Below are 17,261 nucleotides of genomic sequence, written 5' to 3' on the forward strand. Positions count from 1 at the left end.
CCCCCCCCAAAAAAAGCCCAACAAAAAAGCCCCTCAAAAGAGGGGCTTCCTTGCACAAGCAGATACCAGAATCAGGTCATCTGAATGATGGTCTGCATGATGGTGCTCTGAGTCGAGATGGTCTTGGCGTTCGCCTGATAGTTGCTCTGGCCCTTGATCAGGTCTACCAGCTCGTTGGTCAGGTTAACGTTCGACTCTTCCAGCGAGTTGGAAACCACCTCACCCAACGTACCGGTTTTAGGCGCATCGTAGCCCGGAATACCCGAAGCGAAAGTCTCCTTCCAACTAGTGCCGCCGACTGCCTGCAAGCCTTGTTCGTTGGTGAAACTCGCCAGTGCGACCTGGCCAATGGCCTTGCTCTGGTTGTTGCTGAAGTTGGCGAACAGCGTACCGGTACCGTCGATGGTCAGGTTGGTGATCTGGCCAGTGGCGTAACCATCCTGCGTCGGGATCGAACGCGCAGTGTCCGCGTTGTACTGGGTGGTCTGAGCCATCGAAATGGTGATACCTGCCGGGTTCGCGGCCGCACCATTAGCCTTGAACGTACCATTGACGACATTACCCGGCACCCAACCCGTGAGCTTCAGGTCACTGCTGATCACCGGACCAGGCAGGGTGCTGACCTGCGTCAGCTTGCCAGCGGAGTCAAAGGTCATGGTGGAAGGCACCGGCGCAGTGACTTTTGGATCACTGCCCGTTGCATCCGGGTTACGACCGTCCACCAGGGTATAGACCTTCCAGGTGTTGGCACCGGTTTTCACCACGTACTGATCCATGGGGTGCATGTTGCCCTGGCTGTCATAGATCGGCGTGCTGAACGATTTGGTGTAGGTCGCGAGGTTGCTCGGATCGAACTTGCCGGCGGCCACTGTGTCGTCGATCACTGGCGCAGTCGAGTTCAGGTTGATGGTCGAGGTCACCAGCGAGGTGGACTTAGGCGCCAGGTTTGAAGTGTCGATCTTGAGGTCGGTCAACACACCATTGACGATCTTACCGTTGGCATCCACACCATAACCTTGCAGACGCGAGGTGTAGTCGGTGTTGGTGATGTAACCGGCGTTGTCGACCTTGAACGTACCGGCACGGGTGTAGGACACCGAGCCATTGTTGCTCATGGTGAAGAAACCGGAACCGTTGATGCCCATGTCCAACACGTTGCCGGTGTTGTTGATGTCACCTTGGGTGAACTGCTGGGAAACGTTGGCCAGACGCACACCATTGCCGATCACTTTGCTGCCGCTGCCCAGGCGAGTCGACGAGTAAACGTCTTCGAATTCTGCACGGGACGATTTGAAACCGGCGGTCGCGACGTTGGCGATGTTGTTGCCGGTCACGTCCAGTTGTTTGTTGGCTGCATAGAGACCGCTAAGGCCGATATTGAAAGACATATTCCACTCCTTTGTGCCGGTTAGTCGGCTCTATATACCAATGGTTTGTACTTTGGACAGGGCAACGGTGCCCTTGCCAGACAGGTTGAGCATCAGCTCGCCGCCGGTCTGGCTGATCGTCACGCTGGTGACGGTGGCCGGCAGGTAGGTCGCCATGTCGGTCGATGTGCCATTGATCGATGCGTTGGCCTTGACGGTATAGGTACCGGTCTTGACCAGATTGCCGTCCTTGTCCTTGCCGTCCCAGGTGAAGCTCGCGCTGCCTGCGGCGCGACTGCCCAGATCGATGGTGCGAACCACCGTGCCGCTGCTGTCGGTGATGCTGACGGTGCCGCCGGCAATCGACGACGGAACGGTGACCGAGCCGGTCATGCCTTTGCTCGGATCGTCGAGCTGAACCGAGTTGGTCTGCACGATCACATTGCGGCCCACCAGCGACGAAGCCTGCAACGCCTGCGAGGAGTTGTAGTTGCCGGCCAGCGAGCTGACAGTGCTGTTGAGGGTGGTGATCCCCTCAAGGCTGCTGAACTGTGCCAACTGCGCAACGAAGGCACTGTTGTCCTGCGGATCAAGCGGGTTCTGGTTTTTCAGCTGGGTGACCAGCAATTGCAGGAACGCATCCTTGCCCAGTGCCTGGCCGCCGGTGGCGCTGTTGGTCGCCGAAGCAATGCCACCGGTGGTCGAACTGGTCTTTTTCGACGAGTTCGCCAGGATGTCATTCATGCTCAGGCTGCTGGTGGTATCGGAAACACTCATGGCAGTCGCCCCTTATTACTGACCGAGGGTCAGTACCTTCTGCATCATGGTTTTGGCGGTGTTCATCATTTCGGCGTTGGTCTGGAACGAGCGGCTCGCGGAAATCATGTCAGCCATTTCTTCCACCACGTTGACGTTCGGGTAGTAGACGTAGCCTTTGGCGTCGGCCGCCGGATGGTTCGGCTCGTAGCGCGCTTCGAGGTTGCTCTGGTCTTCGACCACACCGAGCACCTGTACGCCCTGACCGGCCGCGTCCTGGCTCTGGAACAGTGAATTGCTGCCGCTGTTCTGGCCGCCCTGGAACATGGTGGCGAACACCGGGTGACGGGCGCGATAGGTCTGGTCGATGCTCGACGAGACGGTTTCGGCGTTGGCGATGTTCGACGCCACGGTGTTCAGACGCGTGGTTTGTGCGCTCATGCCGCTGCCGGCAATGTTGAAAACGCTGGACAGGGACATGGATTACTCTCCGCGCAGGGCTGACACCAGCCCTTTGAATTTGCTGTTGAGCAGGGTGAAGCTGGCCTGGAAGCCGACGGCGTTTTCCGCGTAGTTCGACTGTTCCAGTTGAGCGTCCACGGTGTTCTGGTCGATCGACGGTTGCATCGGCGTGCGATACATCAGCGATTCGTCGCCATTGCCCAGGCCTTCAGCTTCGATGTGACGGCTGTTGGTCATGTTCAGGGCGATGGTGCCGTTAGCGTTTTTCTGGGTCTGTGCTTCAAGCACTTTGGAGAAATCCAGATCCCGAGCCTTGTAGTTCGGGGTGTCGGCGTTGGCGATGTTGTTGGCCAGCACTTCGGCACGCTGGGCGCGGAAGCCCAATGCCTTTTCGTGAATGCCGAGCGCTTTATCGAAGCTGATGCTCATGTCGGGAACCTTCAGGTGACCGGTTTTTCGTAACTGAGCTTTAGCAAGCGCCGTGCCAAACGGCAAAACACCCATAAACCGGGGCTTTGCGGGGCATCGGCAAAGCGGCAATGCCAGAAAAGCGGCAACCGGTTTCCGCCGGATGCCGCTTTTCTGCCGCTTGCCGTCCTTGCCAGGTCAACGCAGATCCCCTGTGGGAGCGAGCCTGCTCGCGAAGGCGGCGTGTCAGTCGCCAATTGTTTTACTGACAGACCGCTTTCGCGAGCAGGCTCGCTCCCACAGGGGGGGGTGTGGTGTTCGTGGGAAATAAAATAATTGGGGCATAAAAAAACGGGAGGCCTTAAGGCTTCCCGTTTTTTTGTATTACCGCTGCAATCATTTAGCCTGGTAAATAATCCCCGGGCTGCACTGCACCATCTGGTAATGATCCGGCAAACCGTTCAACGCTTCGGAAGCGCCAAGGAACAGATAACCGCCCGGCTTCAACGTGCTGTGAATGCGCAACAGGATGTCTTTCTTCACTTCGGCAGAGAAGTAGATCAACACGTTGCGGCAGAACACGATGTCGAACTTGCCCAGCGCGGCATAGCTGTCGAGCAGGTTGAACGAACGGAACTCTACCCGGTTCTTGATCGGCGCCTTGATCACCCAGCGGCCCGGCCCTTTCGGGTCGAAGTAACGCTGCAGGCGTTCCGGCGACAAACCACGACCGATGGCCAGACTGTCGTACTCGCCGGTCTTGCAGTTGGTCAGCATAAGGCCGGACAGATCAGTGGCAACAATCTGCACGCCCATCTTCAGTTGACCAAGGTTGGTCCGCTCGAACTCGTCGATCGACATCGACAGCGAGTACGGTTCCTGGCCCGACGAGCACGCCGCTGACCAGATCCGCAAGCGCTGGTTGGGGCTGGCCTTGATCGCTTCAGGCAGCACCTTGTTCTTCAAGACTTCAAACGGATAGGTGTCACGAAACCACAGGGTTTCGTTGGTCGTCATGGCATCGACCACCTGCTCGCGCAAACCGCTGCGCGGCTGGGTCTGGATGCGCTGAACCAGCTCACCCAGGGATTTGATGCCTTGCTGCTCCATCAGTTTGTTGAGACGGCTCGAGACCAGGTACTGCTTGTTTTCACCGAGCAGAATGCCACAGGCTTTTTCCAGGAAGACCCGGAACTGTTCGAAATCCAAATTACCCGTAGACAATGATGCCGCCTCTTAAATCGTGTTGACCGCCAGGAGCAAAACGCTCCTAGCTGATATCTGCTGCTTTGATCCGGTCGACTACCCGGGATGCGAGGTCATCAGGACGGAATTTGGCCAAAAAGTCATCTGCACCGACTTTCTTGACCATCGCCTGGTTGAATACCCCCGACAACGAAGTATGCAGGATGATATGAAGCTTTTGCATGCGTGCGTCGCCGCGGATTTCCGCCGTCAGGGTGTACCCGTCCATCTCCGGCATCTCGATGTCGGAAATCATCATCAGGAACTCTTCTTCCGGCTTCTTGCCCTCATCGACCAGCTTGCGCAGGTAATCCAGCGCCTGTTTGCCGTCGTTCAGCGCCACCACTTCGACCCCGATTGTCTGCAGACAACGCGTGACCTGCTTGCGCGCCACCGACGAGTCATCGACCGTCAAGACACGCAATGACAGTGCCTTGGTCTGGGTCTCGACATCGACCACGCCCACCGAAATCGCTTCCGGTGTCGGCGCAACTTCCGCCAGCACTTTCTCGACGTCGATGATTTCGACTAACTGATTGTCCACCCGAGTCACAGCGGTCAGGTAGTGATCGCGACCCGTGCCCTTGGGCGGTGGATGAATCTCTTCCCAGTTCATGTTGACGATGCGCTCCACCGAGCGGACCAGGAAACCCTGGGTCTTGGTGTTGTACTCCGTGATGATCACGAACGGGTTGTTCTTGTCCTTCAACGCTCCGGAACCGGTGGCCATTGCCAGATCAAGGATCGGAATGGTCGCCCCCCGGATATTTGCCACCCCGCACACGACAGGACTGGACTTGGGCATCAACGTCAGCGACGGGCACTGCAACACTTCCCGCACCTTGAACACGTTGATTCCGTAGAGCTGCTGACCGTCAAGACGGAACAACAACAGCTCCAGGCGATTCTGCCCCACCAGTTGCGTGCGCTGGTTCACCGAATCCATTACACCAGCCATGCCCAGACTCCTACACCAACGCCAAGTGTTGTTGCGACGCACATTCATTGCTAAACGGCACGGCGCTTGCTTTTTAACTCGTATGAACGCTCAAACGACATTTTTCCGACACCTGACCTCCCGCGCTCGCAAAAGCCTTTGCGCGATGTCCGCCGTCTGCTGCTTTTTCGCTGGCAGCCCTGCCATTGCTGATGCGGTTACCTTGCCTGACATGCTTATCGGCGTCACTCAGGGCTTTCTTGAGTTCACCGTAGAAGACTATCTGGCCACCAGTCAAACGGAAGGCCGCTACGAGATCGAAGTAAACCAGCTCGACCCCCGTATGCGCATGCCTATGTGCGACAAGGAATTGACAGCGACTTTGGAGAGTCCGGCACGTCCGCTGGGCCGGGTTACCGTGAAGGTCCGTTGTGAGGGCGCCTCGCCCTGGACTGTGTTCGTGCCCGCTCAAGTCCGCCTGTTTCGCGAGATTGTGACAACCACCCGACCGCTGAAACGTGCAGGGATCATCGAACCACAGGACGTGACCCTGCGTGAACGCGACGTGAGCACGATCAACCAAGGCTTTCTGACCTCGGTAGACGAAGCGATCGGGCAGAAATTAACCCGACCAACGGTAGCCGATCAGGTCATTACTCTGGTCCATCTGGAACAGGCGGAAGTCATTCGCAAGGGTGATCAAGTGGTCATCACTGCCCGCAGCGGCACACTCGCCGTGCGCATGCCCGGTGAAGCGCTGGCCAATGGCGGTTTGAAAGAACAGATCCGGGTGAAAAACCTCAACTCGCAAAGGGTCATCAAGGCGCAAGTCACCGCGCCCGGCCAAGTGGAAGTGGCGATGTAGAAAACTGGCGCTGACCCCGGCTGTTCCCTAAACTGTGCCGCAGCAGGACACGCGCCGGCGCATGCAAGGCTCATTGTAAATGTGCCTAAAGTTTTCCAGGGGATGGCCGAAAACATGGCAAGCGTCCAAATTCCCAGAGGTTTTTATCATGGTCATCGATTTCAGCCGTTTGAACAGCTCCTCGTCACTTACGGGCAGTACACGTACCAGCAACGCCAAGGAAACCGCCGAAACCGGTACCTCCGCGCCGCTGAATACCCAGGCCGAACCGGCCAGTACCGCAAAAAGCGGGGAATCGGTACACCTCAGCAATGAGGCTCAACAGTTGCAGAAGGTCACTGACAAGCTGCGCGATCAACCTGCTGTCGACAAAGCCCGTGTGGCCGAGTTGAAAGCCGCGATTGCCGATGGCAGCTATAAAGTCGACAGCAACCGTGTAGCCAGCAAACTGCTCAACTTCGAAGCCCAGCGCTAGGCTTTTGCCGGCGCCAGGCTTTTGGACGCTTAAAACCCAAGGCCAGCCATGCACGACACTAATTTATTGCAATTGATCAACGACGACTTTGCTCCAGCTCAACAATTGCTGGAGTTGCTGCAAACCGAATCCCTCGCGTTGCACGGTCGCGACATGCCCTTGCTGGAAGAAATTCTGGCGCATAAACAGGCATTGATCATTCTGCTTGAACAGCATGGCCGCAAACGCAGCGAAATCCTCGCCAGCCTCAACTTGCCGACAGACCGCAGCGGTCTGGAGCAACTGGCTGGCCAGTCGAGCATTGGCGAGCAGTTGTTGGCGCAAGGCGATGCATTGACCGATCTGATCGCTCAATGCCAGGCCGCCAACGTCAAGAACGGCCAGTCGATCCAGATCCAGCAGGCCGCCACGGCCAATCAGCTGAAGATCCTCACCGGCGGTGAAGCGCCGGCGCTGTATAACGCCAGCGGTACATTTGCCAAACCCGCCACACCGCGTCCGCTCAGCCAGGCATGAGCCGTTGATGCGCCAGCTCTATCAACCCGCGAAACATGCTGGCAAAATGCTGGCTAGTCGTCATATTTTGTCTGGAGATTGATAAACCGTGTCCAACGCCCTCAGCGCGGATGATGCTCCGCAGCCCCCTAAGGTGCTTACCACGCCACTGGAAATCTCCAGCAACCTGCGCCAGCTGCAAGAAAGCCACGATCCGCTGATCATCACCTTTCATGAGCGCAGCCAGCGCTTCCAGAGCTATCTGATCAAAGTCGACCGCGACAGCGCTACGATCGCACTGGACGAGATGATCCCGCGTGATGGCGAACGCTTCCTGCAGGCCGGTGAGCCATTCAAGGTTGAAGGTTTTCATGAAGGCGTGCGCATCGCCTGGGAATGCACCGGCACGCTGAATATCGAAGAATCCGAGGGTGATCGTTTCTACACCGGCGCACTGCCGACTGAAGTGGTTTACCACCAGCGCCGCAATGCCTTCCGTGCGGCACTAAAACTGACCGATCTGGTCAGCGTTGAACTGGGCGGCGAAAAACTCAAGGCGCCAATCAACGGCAAACTGCTGGATATCTCCGCGACCGGCTGCAAGCTGCGTTTCGAAGGTGATATCACCGACCGCCTGCAATTGGGCCAGGTTTATGACCGCTTGATCGCCCCGCCGCTGTTCGGCAACCAGCCGATCTCCGTCGAATTGCGCTATCTGCATTTCGAAGAAAAACTCAACATCACCTTTGCCGGTCTGCGTTTCCACAACATCAGTGGCCAGGCTGCGCGCAACGTTGAGCGTTTCGTGTATCAGTTGCAACGTGAAGCACGCCGTTTCGACAAAGACGATCTCTGATTCGCACGGCCAATAAAAAGGGCAGTCCTTGGCGGGACTGCCCTTTTTTATGCGCGATGTTTTTTGTTCAGTTCAGGGTCTACCGCCGCTGAGATCAGGCGCGGGTTTATCGGTATCCGATTCGACTTCTGCCGCAGGCTCTGACGGAGTATCAGCTTCAGGCTCGGGACTTGCCGGCGTCTGCACCGGATCCTGCACCATCTGCTCCTGCACCACCTGCTCGTCTACCCGAGGATCGAGGGCCGCCACCAGCGGTGAGCTGGACATGCTGTCCGGCATGGCCACGTGATGCAGCGGCGCGTCGTCGACCTGATGCAGATTGGTCACCGCTTTCGGCCGGATCCGCCACACCAGCACCAACGCGAAGAAGCTGAAGAACGCATACAGGCTCTGGCTGCCAAACAGCTTCATCAACACGCCCGCAAGCAACGGTCCGATGCTCGCACCGACACCATAAGTCACCAGCAGCATCGCGGTCAGCGACACGCGACGATCGCCTTCGACGTGGTCGTTGGAGAATGCCACTGCCAGTGGGTACAGACAGAACTGCACCAGTGAACACAGGAAACCAACCCCGAACAACACCTCCAGCGGAACCTGCGGCAGCACGGCCAACGGCAACGCCGCCACCGCCAAAAACCCGGCAAAGCAGCGAATCAGCAGCGCCCGGTCATAACGATCGGACAACCAGCCCAACGGCCACTGCACCAATAAACCGGCAAAGATGCAGCTACCCATGAACAGACCAACCTGCTCGGTCGATAGCCCTTGTTGCGAGGCGTACAGCGGTGCCAGACCGTAAAACGAGCCGATGATCAAACCGGCACCCAGCACCGTACTCAACGACTGCGGTACGCGCTTGATAAAGAAGCGTGGCTCCATCGGCGCCGGATGCAGTGGCGCCGGGTGAATCCGCCGCGTCAATGCCACGGGCACCAGACACAGGGCGAAACACAGCGCGACCAGCATCAGCAGTTCCAGCCCCAGGCCCGGATGCATGACCAGAATCAGTTGGCCGAGGACCAGGCCCAGGTACGAAGCGATCATGTAGCCGCTGAACACCAGGCCACGCTGATTGGCGTCCGCCTGTTCGTTAAGCCAGCTCTCGATCACCATGTATTGGCACATCATGCCCAGACCGACGATGGTCCGCAGCACCAGCCACGCCGGCAGCCAATCGACCAGACCGTGGCCAAGCACCGCCGCCCCGACGATCCCGGCACAGGCCGAATAAGCACGGATGTGCCCGACCCGGGCAATCAGTCGGTGACCGATCTTGCCACCCAGCACCAGACCGAAATAGTTGGCCGCCATCAGCGCGCCGACCCAGAGGCCGTCGACATTGTCAGCGGCCAGACGCAATGCCAGATAAGTGGATAGAAGGCCCGAGCCGATCAACATCATCAGCGAGGCGAAATACAGTGCTCGAAAGGATTTCCAGATTTGGCGCATCGGCGTTCCGAGCGGCTCCTTGCAGTAAATATCGGGCTACCAGAACGATAGCCCGATGGCGGCGGTACGTCAGGCCTGGGCTGCTAGAACACGTCGTTCCCAGGGAGTGATTTCATCAAAGAAGCTGGTCAACTCCATGGTCTTCGAAGCGATGTAGCCTTCGATGAACTCCTGTCCGAACAGTTCCCTCGCCAATTGGCTACGTTTCAGACGTTCGAGCGCGGCGTGCAAGGTACACGGCAGCGCAAGATTGTCCGGCACCGCGAACTCGCCCTGAATCGCTTCGCTCGGTTCCAGCTCATTCTCGATCCCGTGCAAACCGGCAGCCAGACTGGCGGCGATCGCCAGATACGGATTCGCATCGGCGCCCGGCAAACGGTTTTCCACCCGGCGGGCAACCGGCGAACTGGCCGGAATTCGCAGGCCGGCCGCCCGGTTGTCGTGCGACCAGCAGGCGTTGTTCGGTGATGCGTACGGATGGCACAGGCGCTGATAGGAATTCACATTAGGTGCAAACAGTGCGGTGAAATCGGCCATGCCCGCCTGCTGGCCACCGATGAAGTGGCGAAACATCGCGGTTGGCTCGCCGTGCGCATCACTGAAGACATTCTTGCCGCTAGCGGTCTCGACGATGCTCTGATGAATGTGCATCGAACTGCCTGGCGTGTGTGCCAGCGGCTTGGCCATGCACACCACGGTCAGGCCGTGCTTGAGCGCGACTTCCTTGAGCAGGTGCTTGAACAGGAACGTCTGATCGGCCAGCAGCAGTGGATCACCGTGCAGCAGATTGATCTCGAACTGGCTGACGCCCATCTCGTGCATGAAGGTATCGCGCGGCAGACCGAGTGCCGCCATGCACTTATAGACTTCGTTGAAGAACGGCCGCAGACCGTTATTGGAACTGACGCTGAACGCCGATTGGCCATCCTCGCGACGCCCGTCAAGGCCTACTGGCGGACGGAACGGCTGGGTCGGATCGGTATTCGGCGCGAAGACAAAGAATTCCAGCTCGGTCGCCACCACCGGCGCCAGGCCGCGCGCGGCATAACGGGCAATGACTTTCTTGAGCTGACCGCGAGTCGACAGGTTGGAGCTCTCGCCGCTCAACTCATCGGCATCGCAAATCGCCAGGGCACGCGGGTCGTCACTCCATGGCAAACGATGGATCTGGGTCGGGTCAGCAATCAGGGCGAGATCGCCGTCGTCGCTGCCGTAAAACCGTGCTGCCGGGTAACCGCCCATGATGCATTGCAACAGCACGCCACGGGCCAGTTGCAGACGCCGCCCTTCGAGGAAACCCTCAGCGGTCATCACTTTGCCGCGCGGCACGCCATTCAAATCCGGCGTAACACACTCAATCTCATCAATGCCGGTCAATCGCTGCGCGAGTGAACGCTGGCCATCGGTTGTCATGACGCAATCCTTGTTATTGTGCGAGCCGCGAACGGCGACCCGCACAAAATAGGCTCCGGCTGTTCGGAATATCAAGCAGCGTCAAACAAAAACCTGTGTCACGGCAGATAAAGGCTGAACACCCCGCCGCCAAGCGGTCCGCCGTTGCGGATTTCGGTGCGCCCTTCGACACCATTGCGCTGATGCAGCGCCGCGATACGATTGGCGAAATACAAACCGAGCCCGGTGCTGCCACTGCTGTGATTGATGCCCTGTACATAATCGGCCTGGCGCTCGAGCATCTCGGCCGGATAACCGTCGCCGTCGTCGTTGATACTCAGCACCAGTTGCCCGGCCTCGTCACTGACGGTGATCAGCAGCGATTCGCGGGCGTAACGAATGGCGTTATTGATGCAGTTGCCCAGCACCGAAGCAATCAGCTCACGGTCGAAGAAGCCCAACGGGCTCAGCGGATCGACTTCATAGGTGGCGATGATCCCGCGACTGGCAAACACCTCCTGATGCGCCGCCAGTTGTGCCTCGATAAAGTCATCGAGTTCGTGATAGGCCGGTTGCAGCGGCATCTGGTTGACGCCGAGCTTGTACAGCCCGAGCAGTTGCACCAGCATGCCGTTGAGATGGGCAAACTCGAAGTCGATCACGCCTTGCTCCGCGCCTAGCCGTTGCGCCTCAGGCAACCGCGCCAGCCATTGGCTGTGGGCCTGCATGAGCATGGCCAGCGAGTTCTTCATGTCGTGGACGGTGGAGGCGATCACCGTAGAAAAATCCAGAGCTTGCTCGTCGTGGTTCATTCGCCAAACGCCTTGCTTTTCAGCTTCTGATAACGCGCAAAACGCGCGTCGGTGTCGGGCATCAGGCCAACCATTTTCAGGCAGGCCCGACATTCTTCCAGTTCCGCCGACGGCACACTGGTGTCGGTGCCGTGGAGCAGCGACTGGGCCATGTTCAGCGCAATACTGATGTTCTTCGGTTGCATCTTCAGCGCCTTGCGGAACACATCACGGGCCTCCACCAGGTTGCCGGTCTTGTACACGCGCACGCCCTGACGGTTGAGGTCAGCAGCGGCGTTGCTGGAACTGAGGATAGTCGGGTCATCAGTGAGCTTGGCGATGTCTTTCATTACTGCCGGATCGTCACCGTAGATCTCCGCGCAGCTCTTGAGCATCGAGGTGCCCGCCTCGGCCTGTCCGAGCATCTGCAATTGCTTGGCGACCAACAGCGCAGCTTCCGGACTCATGAACTGCTCCATGCCGTCGAGGCGCATCAGCGCTTGCTCGGTGAGCTTGTCAGCGGTCTCGGCATCGTTGAGCAGCAGGCTGGTGGCTTTCATCAGACGCGCGCGAATCTGCAGGCCGGGGTCGCTCGGGTTTTCTTTGGCCACCGCACTGAGCGTGGTGTTGATCTCCAGGCGTGTGCGCGTGTCGAGCCCGCGCTCACTGCCTTTGCTGATCAGCGCGTGAGCCAGGCCGAGATTACTTTCCGGATCCTTGAAGCGCGACTGCGCGCCTTGCGCTACGGCCTGACGATAGGCGCGGGACGCGGTGTCGAAGTCTTCGTTGGCCATCGCCAGTTTGCCCAGCAACGCCTGCCGACGCACCGCCAAGGGAGACAGGCGAATCGCCTCCTCCAGCACCCGTTGCGCACCTTTGCTATCGCCTTCGGCGACCAGTACATCGGCCATGCCGTCGTACAGCGCCGGCATCATCGGGAACACCTTCAGGGCCTTTTCATAAACGCCCTTGGCTTGCGCCACTTGGCCACGCTTGAACAGCAATTTGCCAAGTCCGGCAAATGCCCATGGCAACGGCCGGTCAGCAATGATGCTGTCATAGAGTCGTTCCAGCGCTTCGTTCTGATTCATCTCGCGCAGCGCATCGGCGCGATAACGCAGGCACAGCGGTGAATAGCGAATGTCCTGCTTGCACAGGGCGATGCAGGCGTTAAGCACCTCGACCGGTTTGCCGCGATCGAGGGCTTGTAGAATCGGTTTGAGCAACGTCTTGCGCTGTTCCAGACGCTCCAGGCGCTGGGCCAGGCCGGAGCGGTTGAACGGCTTGGTCAGGTACGCATCCGGTTCGTGCTCCAGAGCACTGAGCACCATCGCCTGACTGGTCTCGGCCGTCACCATGACAAACACCGCTTCATGGCTGATGAGCTTTTCCGACATCAGATCTTCGAGCACCTGCTGGCCGTTCTTCTTGCCATCGCCGAGATGGAAATCCTGCAGGATGAAATCGTAGGACTTCTGCGCGCACATCTTCAGCGCCTGCTCACCGGTATCGGCCGTGTCGACGTCCTTGACCCCGAGCTCACGCAGCATCGAACGCACGGAACTGCGGAAATCCGAGAAATCATCGACGATCAGAAAACTTTTTTGGTGATACGACAGCATCGAAGATTTCCAGGCAATTGAAGTGAGGGCAATTTCAGGCGCGCAGATGATAGCTGGCGGCAAAATGCTATCAAGCGATTTCGCGCGACTTTTAAGTCACCGAATGGGTTATCGGCCAGAAGTGCGGTTCCCTGAAGCCAGCGCTTCAAGATTCCTCTGCGAGCATTTACCCTGCGCGCCAGGACAACTTCCCACTAAAAGGCTTACATCGTGTACATCAAAGGACGCTACATCGTGTCCGCTTGCGCTCTGCTGTTTGTTCAGCAGGCAATGGCGGCTGGAATGGATTGCACAAAAGCGGCGAATGCCGCCGAAAAAACTGTTTGCGCGGGCAAAGGACTTTATGAACAAGATGTACAGATGGGATCTGTTTATCGAGCATTAATAAAGGCGTCCGCCCAGGTACAGCCCGAACTGAAACGTACTCAACGACTGTGGTTAAAGGCTCGCAATGAATGCGCCGACGATGTCTCGTGCCTGAATCAGCGTTATGACGAGCGCCTGAAAGTCCTTCAGGCACTGTTGACGGACGCGCTTGCCTACCCACCGGATGACCTCGATACGCAAGTGATGCATGAACTGAGCAACAGCATTCAAGCAGCGAGCAAGGATAATCCGGAGTTTGCCCTGGAGCGTACGCTTGAAGCCTTTGGCATCCGCGCGGGCAAGACCTCGTTCTCTGGAGACGTCGACAAGGATGATCCAAGCGACACGCACTTTCCGAAATCGAAGCCCGCAGGTCTCACGCCAGACGAGTGGCAGGCGCTGAGGACGTCGGACATTTCCGGCGCTGCCGATTTCGGTCACTCCACGTACACCCTGCTGGACATGGACGACGATGGTCAGCGCGACCTTATCGTCGATACCTACACCGGCGGCACAGGTCTGTTTACCTACACGGAGACCTGGCGGCGAACCGGCGAGCGTTTCATCAAGAGAAGCCCGGCCGCGGAAAGTTCGTTGTTCCACACCAATGACCGCGGCGCCAACCAATCAGCAAAATGGATAAGTATCCGTGGAAAAGTGTATGCGGCTTATCGCAGTGGTGCCTACGGAGTTGATCAGCTTTACTTGCTAAACCCGCTCAGAATCAACAATCGGGTACCGACGATAGCGGTTCATTACCGTTACGACCTGAAGGTGCCCACCCTTCAACATAAGGAAGACGGCACCACCACTTACGAGTTGGAGCCCGCTCTGCAACAGACACTTGACCGGGCGATAAGCAAAGCGACGCAGGCGGGAGAAGTCAGTTCAGCGAACACGCCGCTCTGCCCTGTCCCGGCCAGTGGCGCAGGAGAAAACGACTATTACAGCTATGGCATGGCGCCCTACACCCTCGAAGTTGTCACGAATCTGGGGGTTGTCATTGGCAATGATTGTTATATCGGCGCGTTGATCAACTGGTTCGGCAGCTACTACGAAAAGGAAGGATTGTCGGCACAACTGGTATTGCGCAAACCGGATGCCGAAGCCACTGGGCTTAGTTATGACGTGAATGGCAAACGCCATGTCAGCGCCGTGAGCGCAGCACTGGGTAAAGTTGAAACGGACGACGGCGCGTAGCATGACTTCTCGCGCTCAAGGTTAGCGACGGTTGGGGCAGGTAATACGTTGGTGAACGTATTACCTGTCGCGAGCTGAAACTTTCCTGCGGGCAAAACAAAACCCCAACTGCTTTCGCAATTGGGGTTTCGGAATTTAATCTTGACGATGACCTACTCTCACATGGGGAAACCCCACACTACCATCGGCGATGCATCGTTTCACTGCTGAGTTCGGGATGGGATCAGGTGGTTCCAACGCTCTATGGTCGTCAAGAAATTCGGGTACTGAGTCGTGGCCAAATGGCCTCGCTTCAGCAAATTGGGTATGTGATAGCTTTCGGTGTTTGTGAACATCGAACTTTCGGTTCGTTTCGTCTTCACACACCGCAATCTGGTCTCTTCGACGCAAATTGCTTGGGTGTTATATGGTCAAGCCTCACGGGCAATTAGTATTGGTTAGCTCAACGCCTCACAGCGCTTACACACCCAACCTATCAACGTCGTAGTCTTCGACGGCCCTTCAGGGAACTCAAGGTTCCAGTGAGATCTCATCTTGAGGCAAGTTTCCCGCTTAGATGCTTTCAGCGGTTATCTTTCCCGAACATAGCTACCCGGCAATGCCACTGGCGTGACAACCGGAACACCAGAGGTTCGTCCACTCCGGTCCTCTCGTACTAGGAGCAGCCCCTCTCAAATCTCAAACGTCCACGGCAGATAGGGACCGAACTGTCTCACGACGTTCTAAACCCAGCTCGCGTACCACTTTAAATGGCGAACAGCCATACCCTTGGGACCGGCTTCAGCCCCAGGATGTGATGAGCCGACATCGAGGTGCCAAACACCGCCGTCGATATGAACTCTTGGGCGGTATCAGCCTGTTATCCCCGGAGTACCTTTTATCCGTTGAGCGATGGCCCTTCCATACAGAACCACCGGATCACTAAGACCTACTTTCGTACCTGCTCGACGTGTCTGTCTCGCAGTCAAGCGCGCTTTTGCCTTTATACTCTACGACCGATTTCCGACCGGTCTGAGCGCACCTTCGTACTCCTCCGTTACTCTTTAGGAGGAGACCGCCCCAGTCAAACTACCCACCATACACTGTCCTCGATCCGGATAACGGACCTGAGTTAGAACCTCAAAGTTGCCAGGGTGGTATTTCAAGGATGGCTCCACGCGAACTGGCGTCCACGCTTCAAAGCCTCCCACCTATCCTACACAAGCAAATTCAAAGTCCAGTGCAAAGCTATAGTAAAGGTTCACGGGGTCTTTCCGTCTAGCCGCGGATACACTGCATCTTCACAGCGATTTCAATTTCACTGAGTCTCGGGTGGAGACAGCGCCGCCATCGTTACGCCATTCGTGCAGGTCGGAACTTACCCGACAAGGAATTTCGCTACCTTAGGACCGTTATAGTTACGGCCGCCGTTTACCGGGGCTTCGATCAAGAGCTTCGCGTTAGCTAACCCCATCAATTAACCTTCCGGCACCGGGCAGGCGTCACACCCTATACGTCCACTTTCGTGTTTGCAGAGTGCTGTGTTTTTAATAAACAGTCGCAGCGGCCTGGTATCTTCGACCGGCATGAGCTTACGGAGCAAGTCCTTCACCCTCACCGGCGCACCTTCTCCCGAAGTTACGGTGCCATTTTGCCTAGTTCCTTCACCCGAGTTCTCTCAAGCGCCTTGGTATTCTCTACCCAACCACCTGTGTCGGTTTGGGGTACGGTTCCTGGTTACCTGAAGCTTAGAAGCTTTTCTTGGAAGCATGGCATCAACCACTTCGTGTTCTAAAAGAACACTCGTCATCAGCTCTCGGCCTTAAGATCCCGGATTTACCTAAGATCTCAGCCTACCACCTTAAACTTGGACAACCAACGCCAAGCTGGCCTAGCCTTCTCCGTCCCTCCATCGCAATAACCAGAAGTACAGGAATATTAACCTGTTTTCCATCGACTACGCTTTTCAGCCTCGCCTTAGGGACCGACTAACCCTGCGTCGATTAACGTTGCGCAGGAAACCTTGGTCTTTCGGCGTGGGTGTTTTTCACACCCATTGTCGTTACTCATGTCAGCATTCGCACTTCTGATACCTCCAGCAAGCTTCTCAACTCACCTTCACAGGCTTACAGAACGCTCCTCTACCGCATCATCCGAAGATGATACCCGTAGCTTCGGTGTATGGTTTGAGCCCCGTTACATCTTCCGCGCAGGCCGACTCGACTAGTGAGCTATTACGCTTTCTTTAAAGGGTGGCTGCTTCTAAGCCAACCTCCTAGCTGTCTAAGCCTTCCCACATCGTTTCCCACTTAACCATAACTTTGGGACCTTAGCTGACGGTCTGGGTTGTTTCCCTTTTCACGACGGACGTTAGCACCCGCCGTGTGTCTCCCATGCTCGGCACTTGTAGGTATTCGGAGTTTGCATCGGTTTGGTAAGTCGGGATGACCCCCTAGCCGAAACAGTGCTCTACCCCCTACAGTGATACATGAGGCGCTACCTAAATAGCTTTCGAGGAGAACCAGCTATCTCCGAGCTTGATTAGCCTTTCACTCCGATCCACAGGTCATCCGCTAACTTTTCAACGGTAGTC

General features: G+C 57.2%; 15 protein-coding genes and 2 rRNA genes (1 of these 17 cut by a window edge). 5 read left to right on the forward strand and 12 right to left on the reverse strand.

Annotated features, from left to right (window positions below):
• Nucleotides 1-71 precede the first annotated feature (71 nt).
• The 6 genes from flgE to J0G10_RS23415 form a co-directional block, all read right to left on the reverse strand.
• Nucleotides 72-1,388: a flagellar hook protein FlgE gene (gene flgE, locus J0G10_RS23390; RefSeq protein WP_095051109.1), complete on the reverse strand. Its 1,317-nt coding sequence runs from the start codon at nucleotides 1,386-1,388 to the stop codon at nucleotides 72-74.
• A gap of 30 nt (nucleotides 1,389-1,418) precedes the next feature.
• On the reverse strand, nucleotides 1,419-2,144 hold the full coding sequence (gene flgD / locus J0G10_RS23395; RefSeq protein WP_095051110.1) for a flagellar hook assembly protein FlgD: 726 nt from the start codon (nucleotides 2,142-2,144) through the stop codon (nucleotides 1,419-1,421).
• A gap of 15 nt (nucleotides 2,145-2,159) precedes the next feature.
• Nucleotides 2,160-2,603 carry a flagellar basal body rod protein FlgC gene (gene flgC / locus J0G10_RS23400; RefSeq protein WP_003227217.1) on the reverse strand — a complete coding sequence of 148 codons (444 nt, stop codon included), beginning with the start codon at nucleotides 2,601-2,603 and terminating at the stop codon, nucleotides 2,160-2,162.
• Nucleotides 2,604-2,606: 3 nt separating this feature from the next.
• A complete protein-coding gene (flgB, locus tag J0G10_RS23405) occupies nucleotides 2,607-3,014 on the reverse strand; it encodes a flagellar basal body rod protein FlgB (protein WP_007917581.1) in 408 nt (135 codons plus the stop codon).
• Nucleotides 3,015-3,389: 375 nt separating this feature from the next.
• A complete protein-coding gene (gene cheR / locus J0G10_RS23410) occupies nucleotides 3,390-4,217 on the reverse strand; it encodes a protein-glutamate O-methyltransferase CheR (RefSeq protein ID WP_016983976.1) in 828 nt (275 codons plus the stop codon).
• Nucleotides 4,218-4,263: 46 nt separating this feature from the next.
• Nucleotides 4,264-5,196, reverse strand: coding sequence for a chemotaxis protein CheV (locus J0G10_RS23415; RefSeq protein ID WP_007917585.1), 933 nt, complete (start codon nucleotides 5,194-5,196; stop codon nucleotides 4,264-4,266).
• Nucleotides 5,197-5,278: 82 nt separating this feature from the next.
• On the opposite strand from J0G10_RS23415, the gene flgA reads away from it, so the two are divergent.
• The 4 genes from flgA (at nucleotide 5,279) to J0G10_RS23435 (ending at nucleotide 7,866) form a co-directional block, all read left to right on the forward strand.
• Nucleotides 5,279-6,040 carry a flagellar basal body P-ring formation chaperone FlgA gene (flgA, locus tag J0G10_RS23420; RefSeq protein WP_026000512.1) on the forward strand — a complete coding sequence of 254 codons (762 nt, stop codon included), beginning with the start codon at nucleotides 5,279-5,281 and terminating at the stop codon, nucleotides 6,038-6,040.
• A gap of 148 nt (nucleotides 6,041-6,188) precedes the next feature.
• Nucleotides 6,189-6,515 carry a flagellar biosynthesis anti-sigma factor FlgM gene (gene flgM / locus J0G10_RS23425; RefSeq protein ID WP_077574151.1) on the forward strand — a complete coding sequence of 109 codons (327 nt, stop codon included), beginning with the start codon at nucleotides 6,189-6,191 and terminating at the stop codon, nucleotides 6,513-6,515.
• A gap of 48 nt (nucleotides 6,516-6,563) precedes the next feature.
• A complete protein-coding gene (locus J0G10_RS23430; protein WP_095051111.1) occupies nucleotides 6,564-7,031 on the forward strand; it encodes a flagella synthesis protein FlgN in 468 nt (155 codons plus the stop codon).
• An 88-nt stretch (nucleotides 7,032-7,119) separates the two neighbouring features.
• On the forward strand, nucleotides 7,120-7,866 hold the full coding sequence (locus tag J0G10_RS23435; protein WP_093442101.1) for a flagellar brake protein: 747 nt from the start codon (nucleotides 7,120-7,122) through the stop codon (nucleotides 7,864-7,866).
• 72 nt (nucleotides 7,867-7,938) lie between these two features.
• On the opposite strand, the gene J0G10_RS23440 is transcribed toward J0G10_RS23435, so the two are convergent.
• The 4 genes from J0G10_RS23440 to J0G10_RS23455 all read right to left on the reverse strand — a co-directional run bounded on the left by J0G10_RS23440 (nucleotide 7,939) and on the right by J0G10_RS23455 (nucleotide 13,123).
• Nucleotides 7,939-9,318 carry an MFS transporter gene (locus J0G10_RS23440; RefSeq protein WP_095051112.1) on the reverse strand — a complete coding sequence of 460 codons (1,380 nt, stop codon included), beginning with the start codon at nucleotides 9,316-9,318 and terminating at the stop codon, nucleotides 7,939-7,941.
• A gap of 69 nt (nucleotides 9,319-9,387) precedes the next feature.
• Nucleotides 9,388-10,629, reverse strand: a complete 1,242-nt coding sequence (locus tag J0G10_RS23445; RefSeq protein WP_175559686.1) for a glutamine synthetase family protein — start codon at nucleotides 10,627-10,629, stop codon at nucleotides 9,388-9,390.
• Nucleotides 10,630-10,829: 200 nt separating this feature from the next.
• Nucleotides 10,830-11,522 (reverse strand): sensor histidine kinase, encoded by a 693-nt coding sequence (locus tag J0G10_RS23450; protein ID WP_093442086.1) that lies wholly within the window; start codon nucleotides 11,520-11,522, stop codon nucleotides 10,830-10,832.
• On the reverse strand, nucleotides 11,519-13,123 hold the full coding sequence (locus J0G10_RS23455) for a tetratricopeptide repeat-containing response regulator (protein ID WP_220556856.1): 1,605 nt from the start codon (nucleotides 13,121-13,123) through the stop codon (nucleotides 11,519-11,521). The genes J0G10_RS23450 and J0G10_RS23455 overlap by 4 nt, the downstream gene beginning before the upstream one ends.
• 210 nt (nucleotides 13,124-13,333) lie before the next feature.
• Between J0G10_RS23455 and J0G10_RS23460 the strand changes: the two genes are divergently transcribed.
• The gene (locus J0G10_RS23460; protein ID WP_220556857.1) at nucleotides 13,334-14,689 is read left to right on the forward strand and encodes a lysozyme inhibitor LprI family protein; all 1,356 of its coding nucleotides are present in this window, start codon (nucleotides 13,334-13,336) and stop codon (nucleotides 14,687-14,689) included.
• A 139-nt stretch (nucleotides 14,690-14,828) separates the two neighbouring features.
• Here the strand turns inward: J0G10_RS23460 and rrf are convergent.
• Both rrf and J0G10_RS23470 read right to left on the reverse strand, forming a co-directional pair.
• Nucleotides 14,829-14,944, reverse strand: a 5S ribosomal RNA gene (gene rrf, locus J0G10_RS23465).
• A gap of 151 nt (nucleotides 14,945-15,095) precedes the next feature.
• Nucleotides 15,096-17,261 (reverse strand): 23S ribosomal RNA (locus tag J0G10_RS23470) (it continues 728 nt past the right edge of the window).

It is taken from the genome of Pseudomonas germanica (genome assembly GCF_019614655.1).
Lineage (GTDB): Bacteria > Pseudomonadota > Gammaproteobacteria > Pseudomonadales > Pseudomonadaceae > Aquipseudomonas > Aquipseudomonas neuropathica.

What these genes read in the sequence shown, in the direction of transcription:
- flgC (WP_003227217.1), bottom strand. Translation starts at nt 2,603, where the DNA reads ATGTCCCTGTCCAGCGTTTTCAACATTGCCGGCAGCGGCATGAGCGCA.
- J0G10_RS23440 (WP_095051112.1), bottom strand. Translation starts at nt 9,318, where the DNA reads ATGCGCCAAATCTGGAAATCCTTTCGAGCACTGTATTTCGCCTCGCTG.
- J0G10_RS23455 (WP_220556856.1), bottom strand. Translation starts at nt 13,123, where the DNA reads ATGCTGTCGTATCACCAAAAAAGTTTTCTGATCGTCGATGATTTCTCG.
- flgD (WP_095051110.1), bottom strand. Translation starts at nt 2,144, where the DNA reads ATGAGTGTTTCCGATACCACCAGCAGCCTGAGCATGAATGACATCCTG.
- J0G10_RS23430 (WP_095051111.1), top strand. Translation starts at nt 6,564, where the DNA reads ATGCACGACACTAATTTATTGCAATTGATCAACGACGACTTTGCTCCA.
- flgA (WP_026000512.1), top strand. Translation starts at nt 5,279, where the DNA reads ATGAACGCTCAAACGACATTTTTCCGACACCTGACCTCCCGCGCTCGC.
- J0G10_RS23445 (WP_175559686.1), bottom strand. Translation starts at nt 10,629, where the DNA reads ATGACCGCTGAGGGTTTCCTCGAAGGGCGGCGTCTGCAACTGGCCCGT.
- flgM (WP_077574151.1), top strand. Translation starts at nt 6,189, where the DNA reads ATGGTCATCGATTTCAGCCGTTTGAACAGCTCCTCGTCACTTACGGGC.
- flgB (WP_007917581.1), bottom strand. Translation starts at nt 3,014, where the DNA reads ATGAGCATCAGCTTCGATAAAGCGCTCGGCATTCACGAAAAGGCATTG.
- flgE (WP_095051109.1), bottom strand. Translation starts at nt 1,388, where the DNA reads ATGTCTTTCAATATCGGCCTTAGCGGTCTCTATGCAGCCAACAAACAA.
- J0G10_RS23415 (WP_007917585.1), bottom strand. Translation starts at nt 5,196, where the DNA reads ATGGCTGGTGTAATGGATTCGGTGAACCAGCGCACGCAACTGGTGGGG.
- J0G10_RS23450 (WP_093442086.1), bottom strand. Translation starts at nt 11,522, where the DNA reads ATGAACCACGACGAGCAAGCTCTGGATTTTTCTACGGTGATCGCCTCC.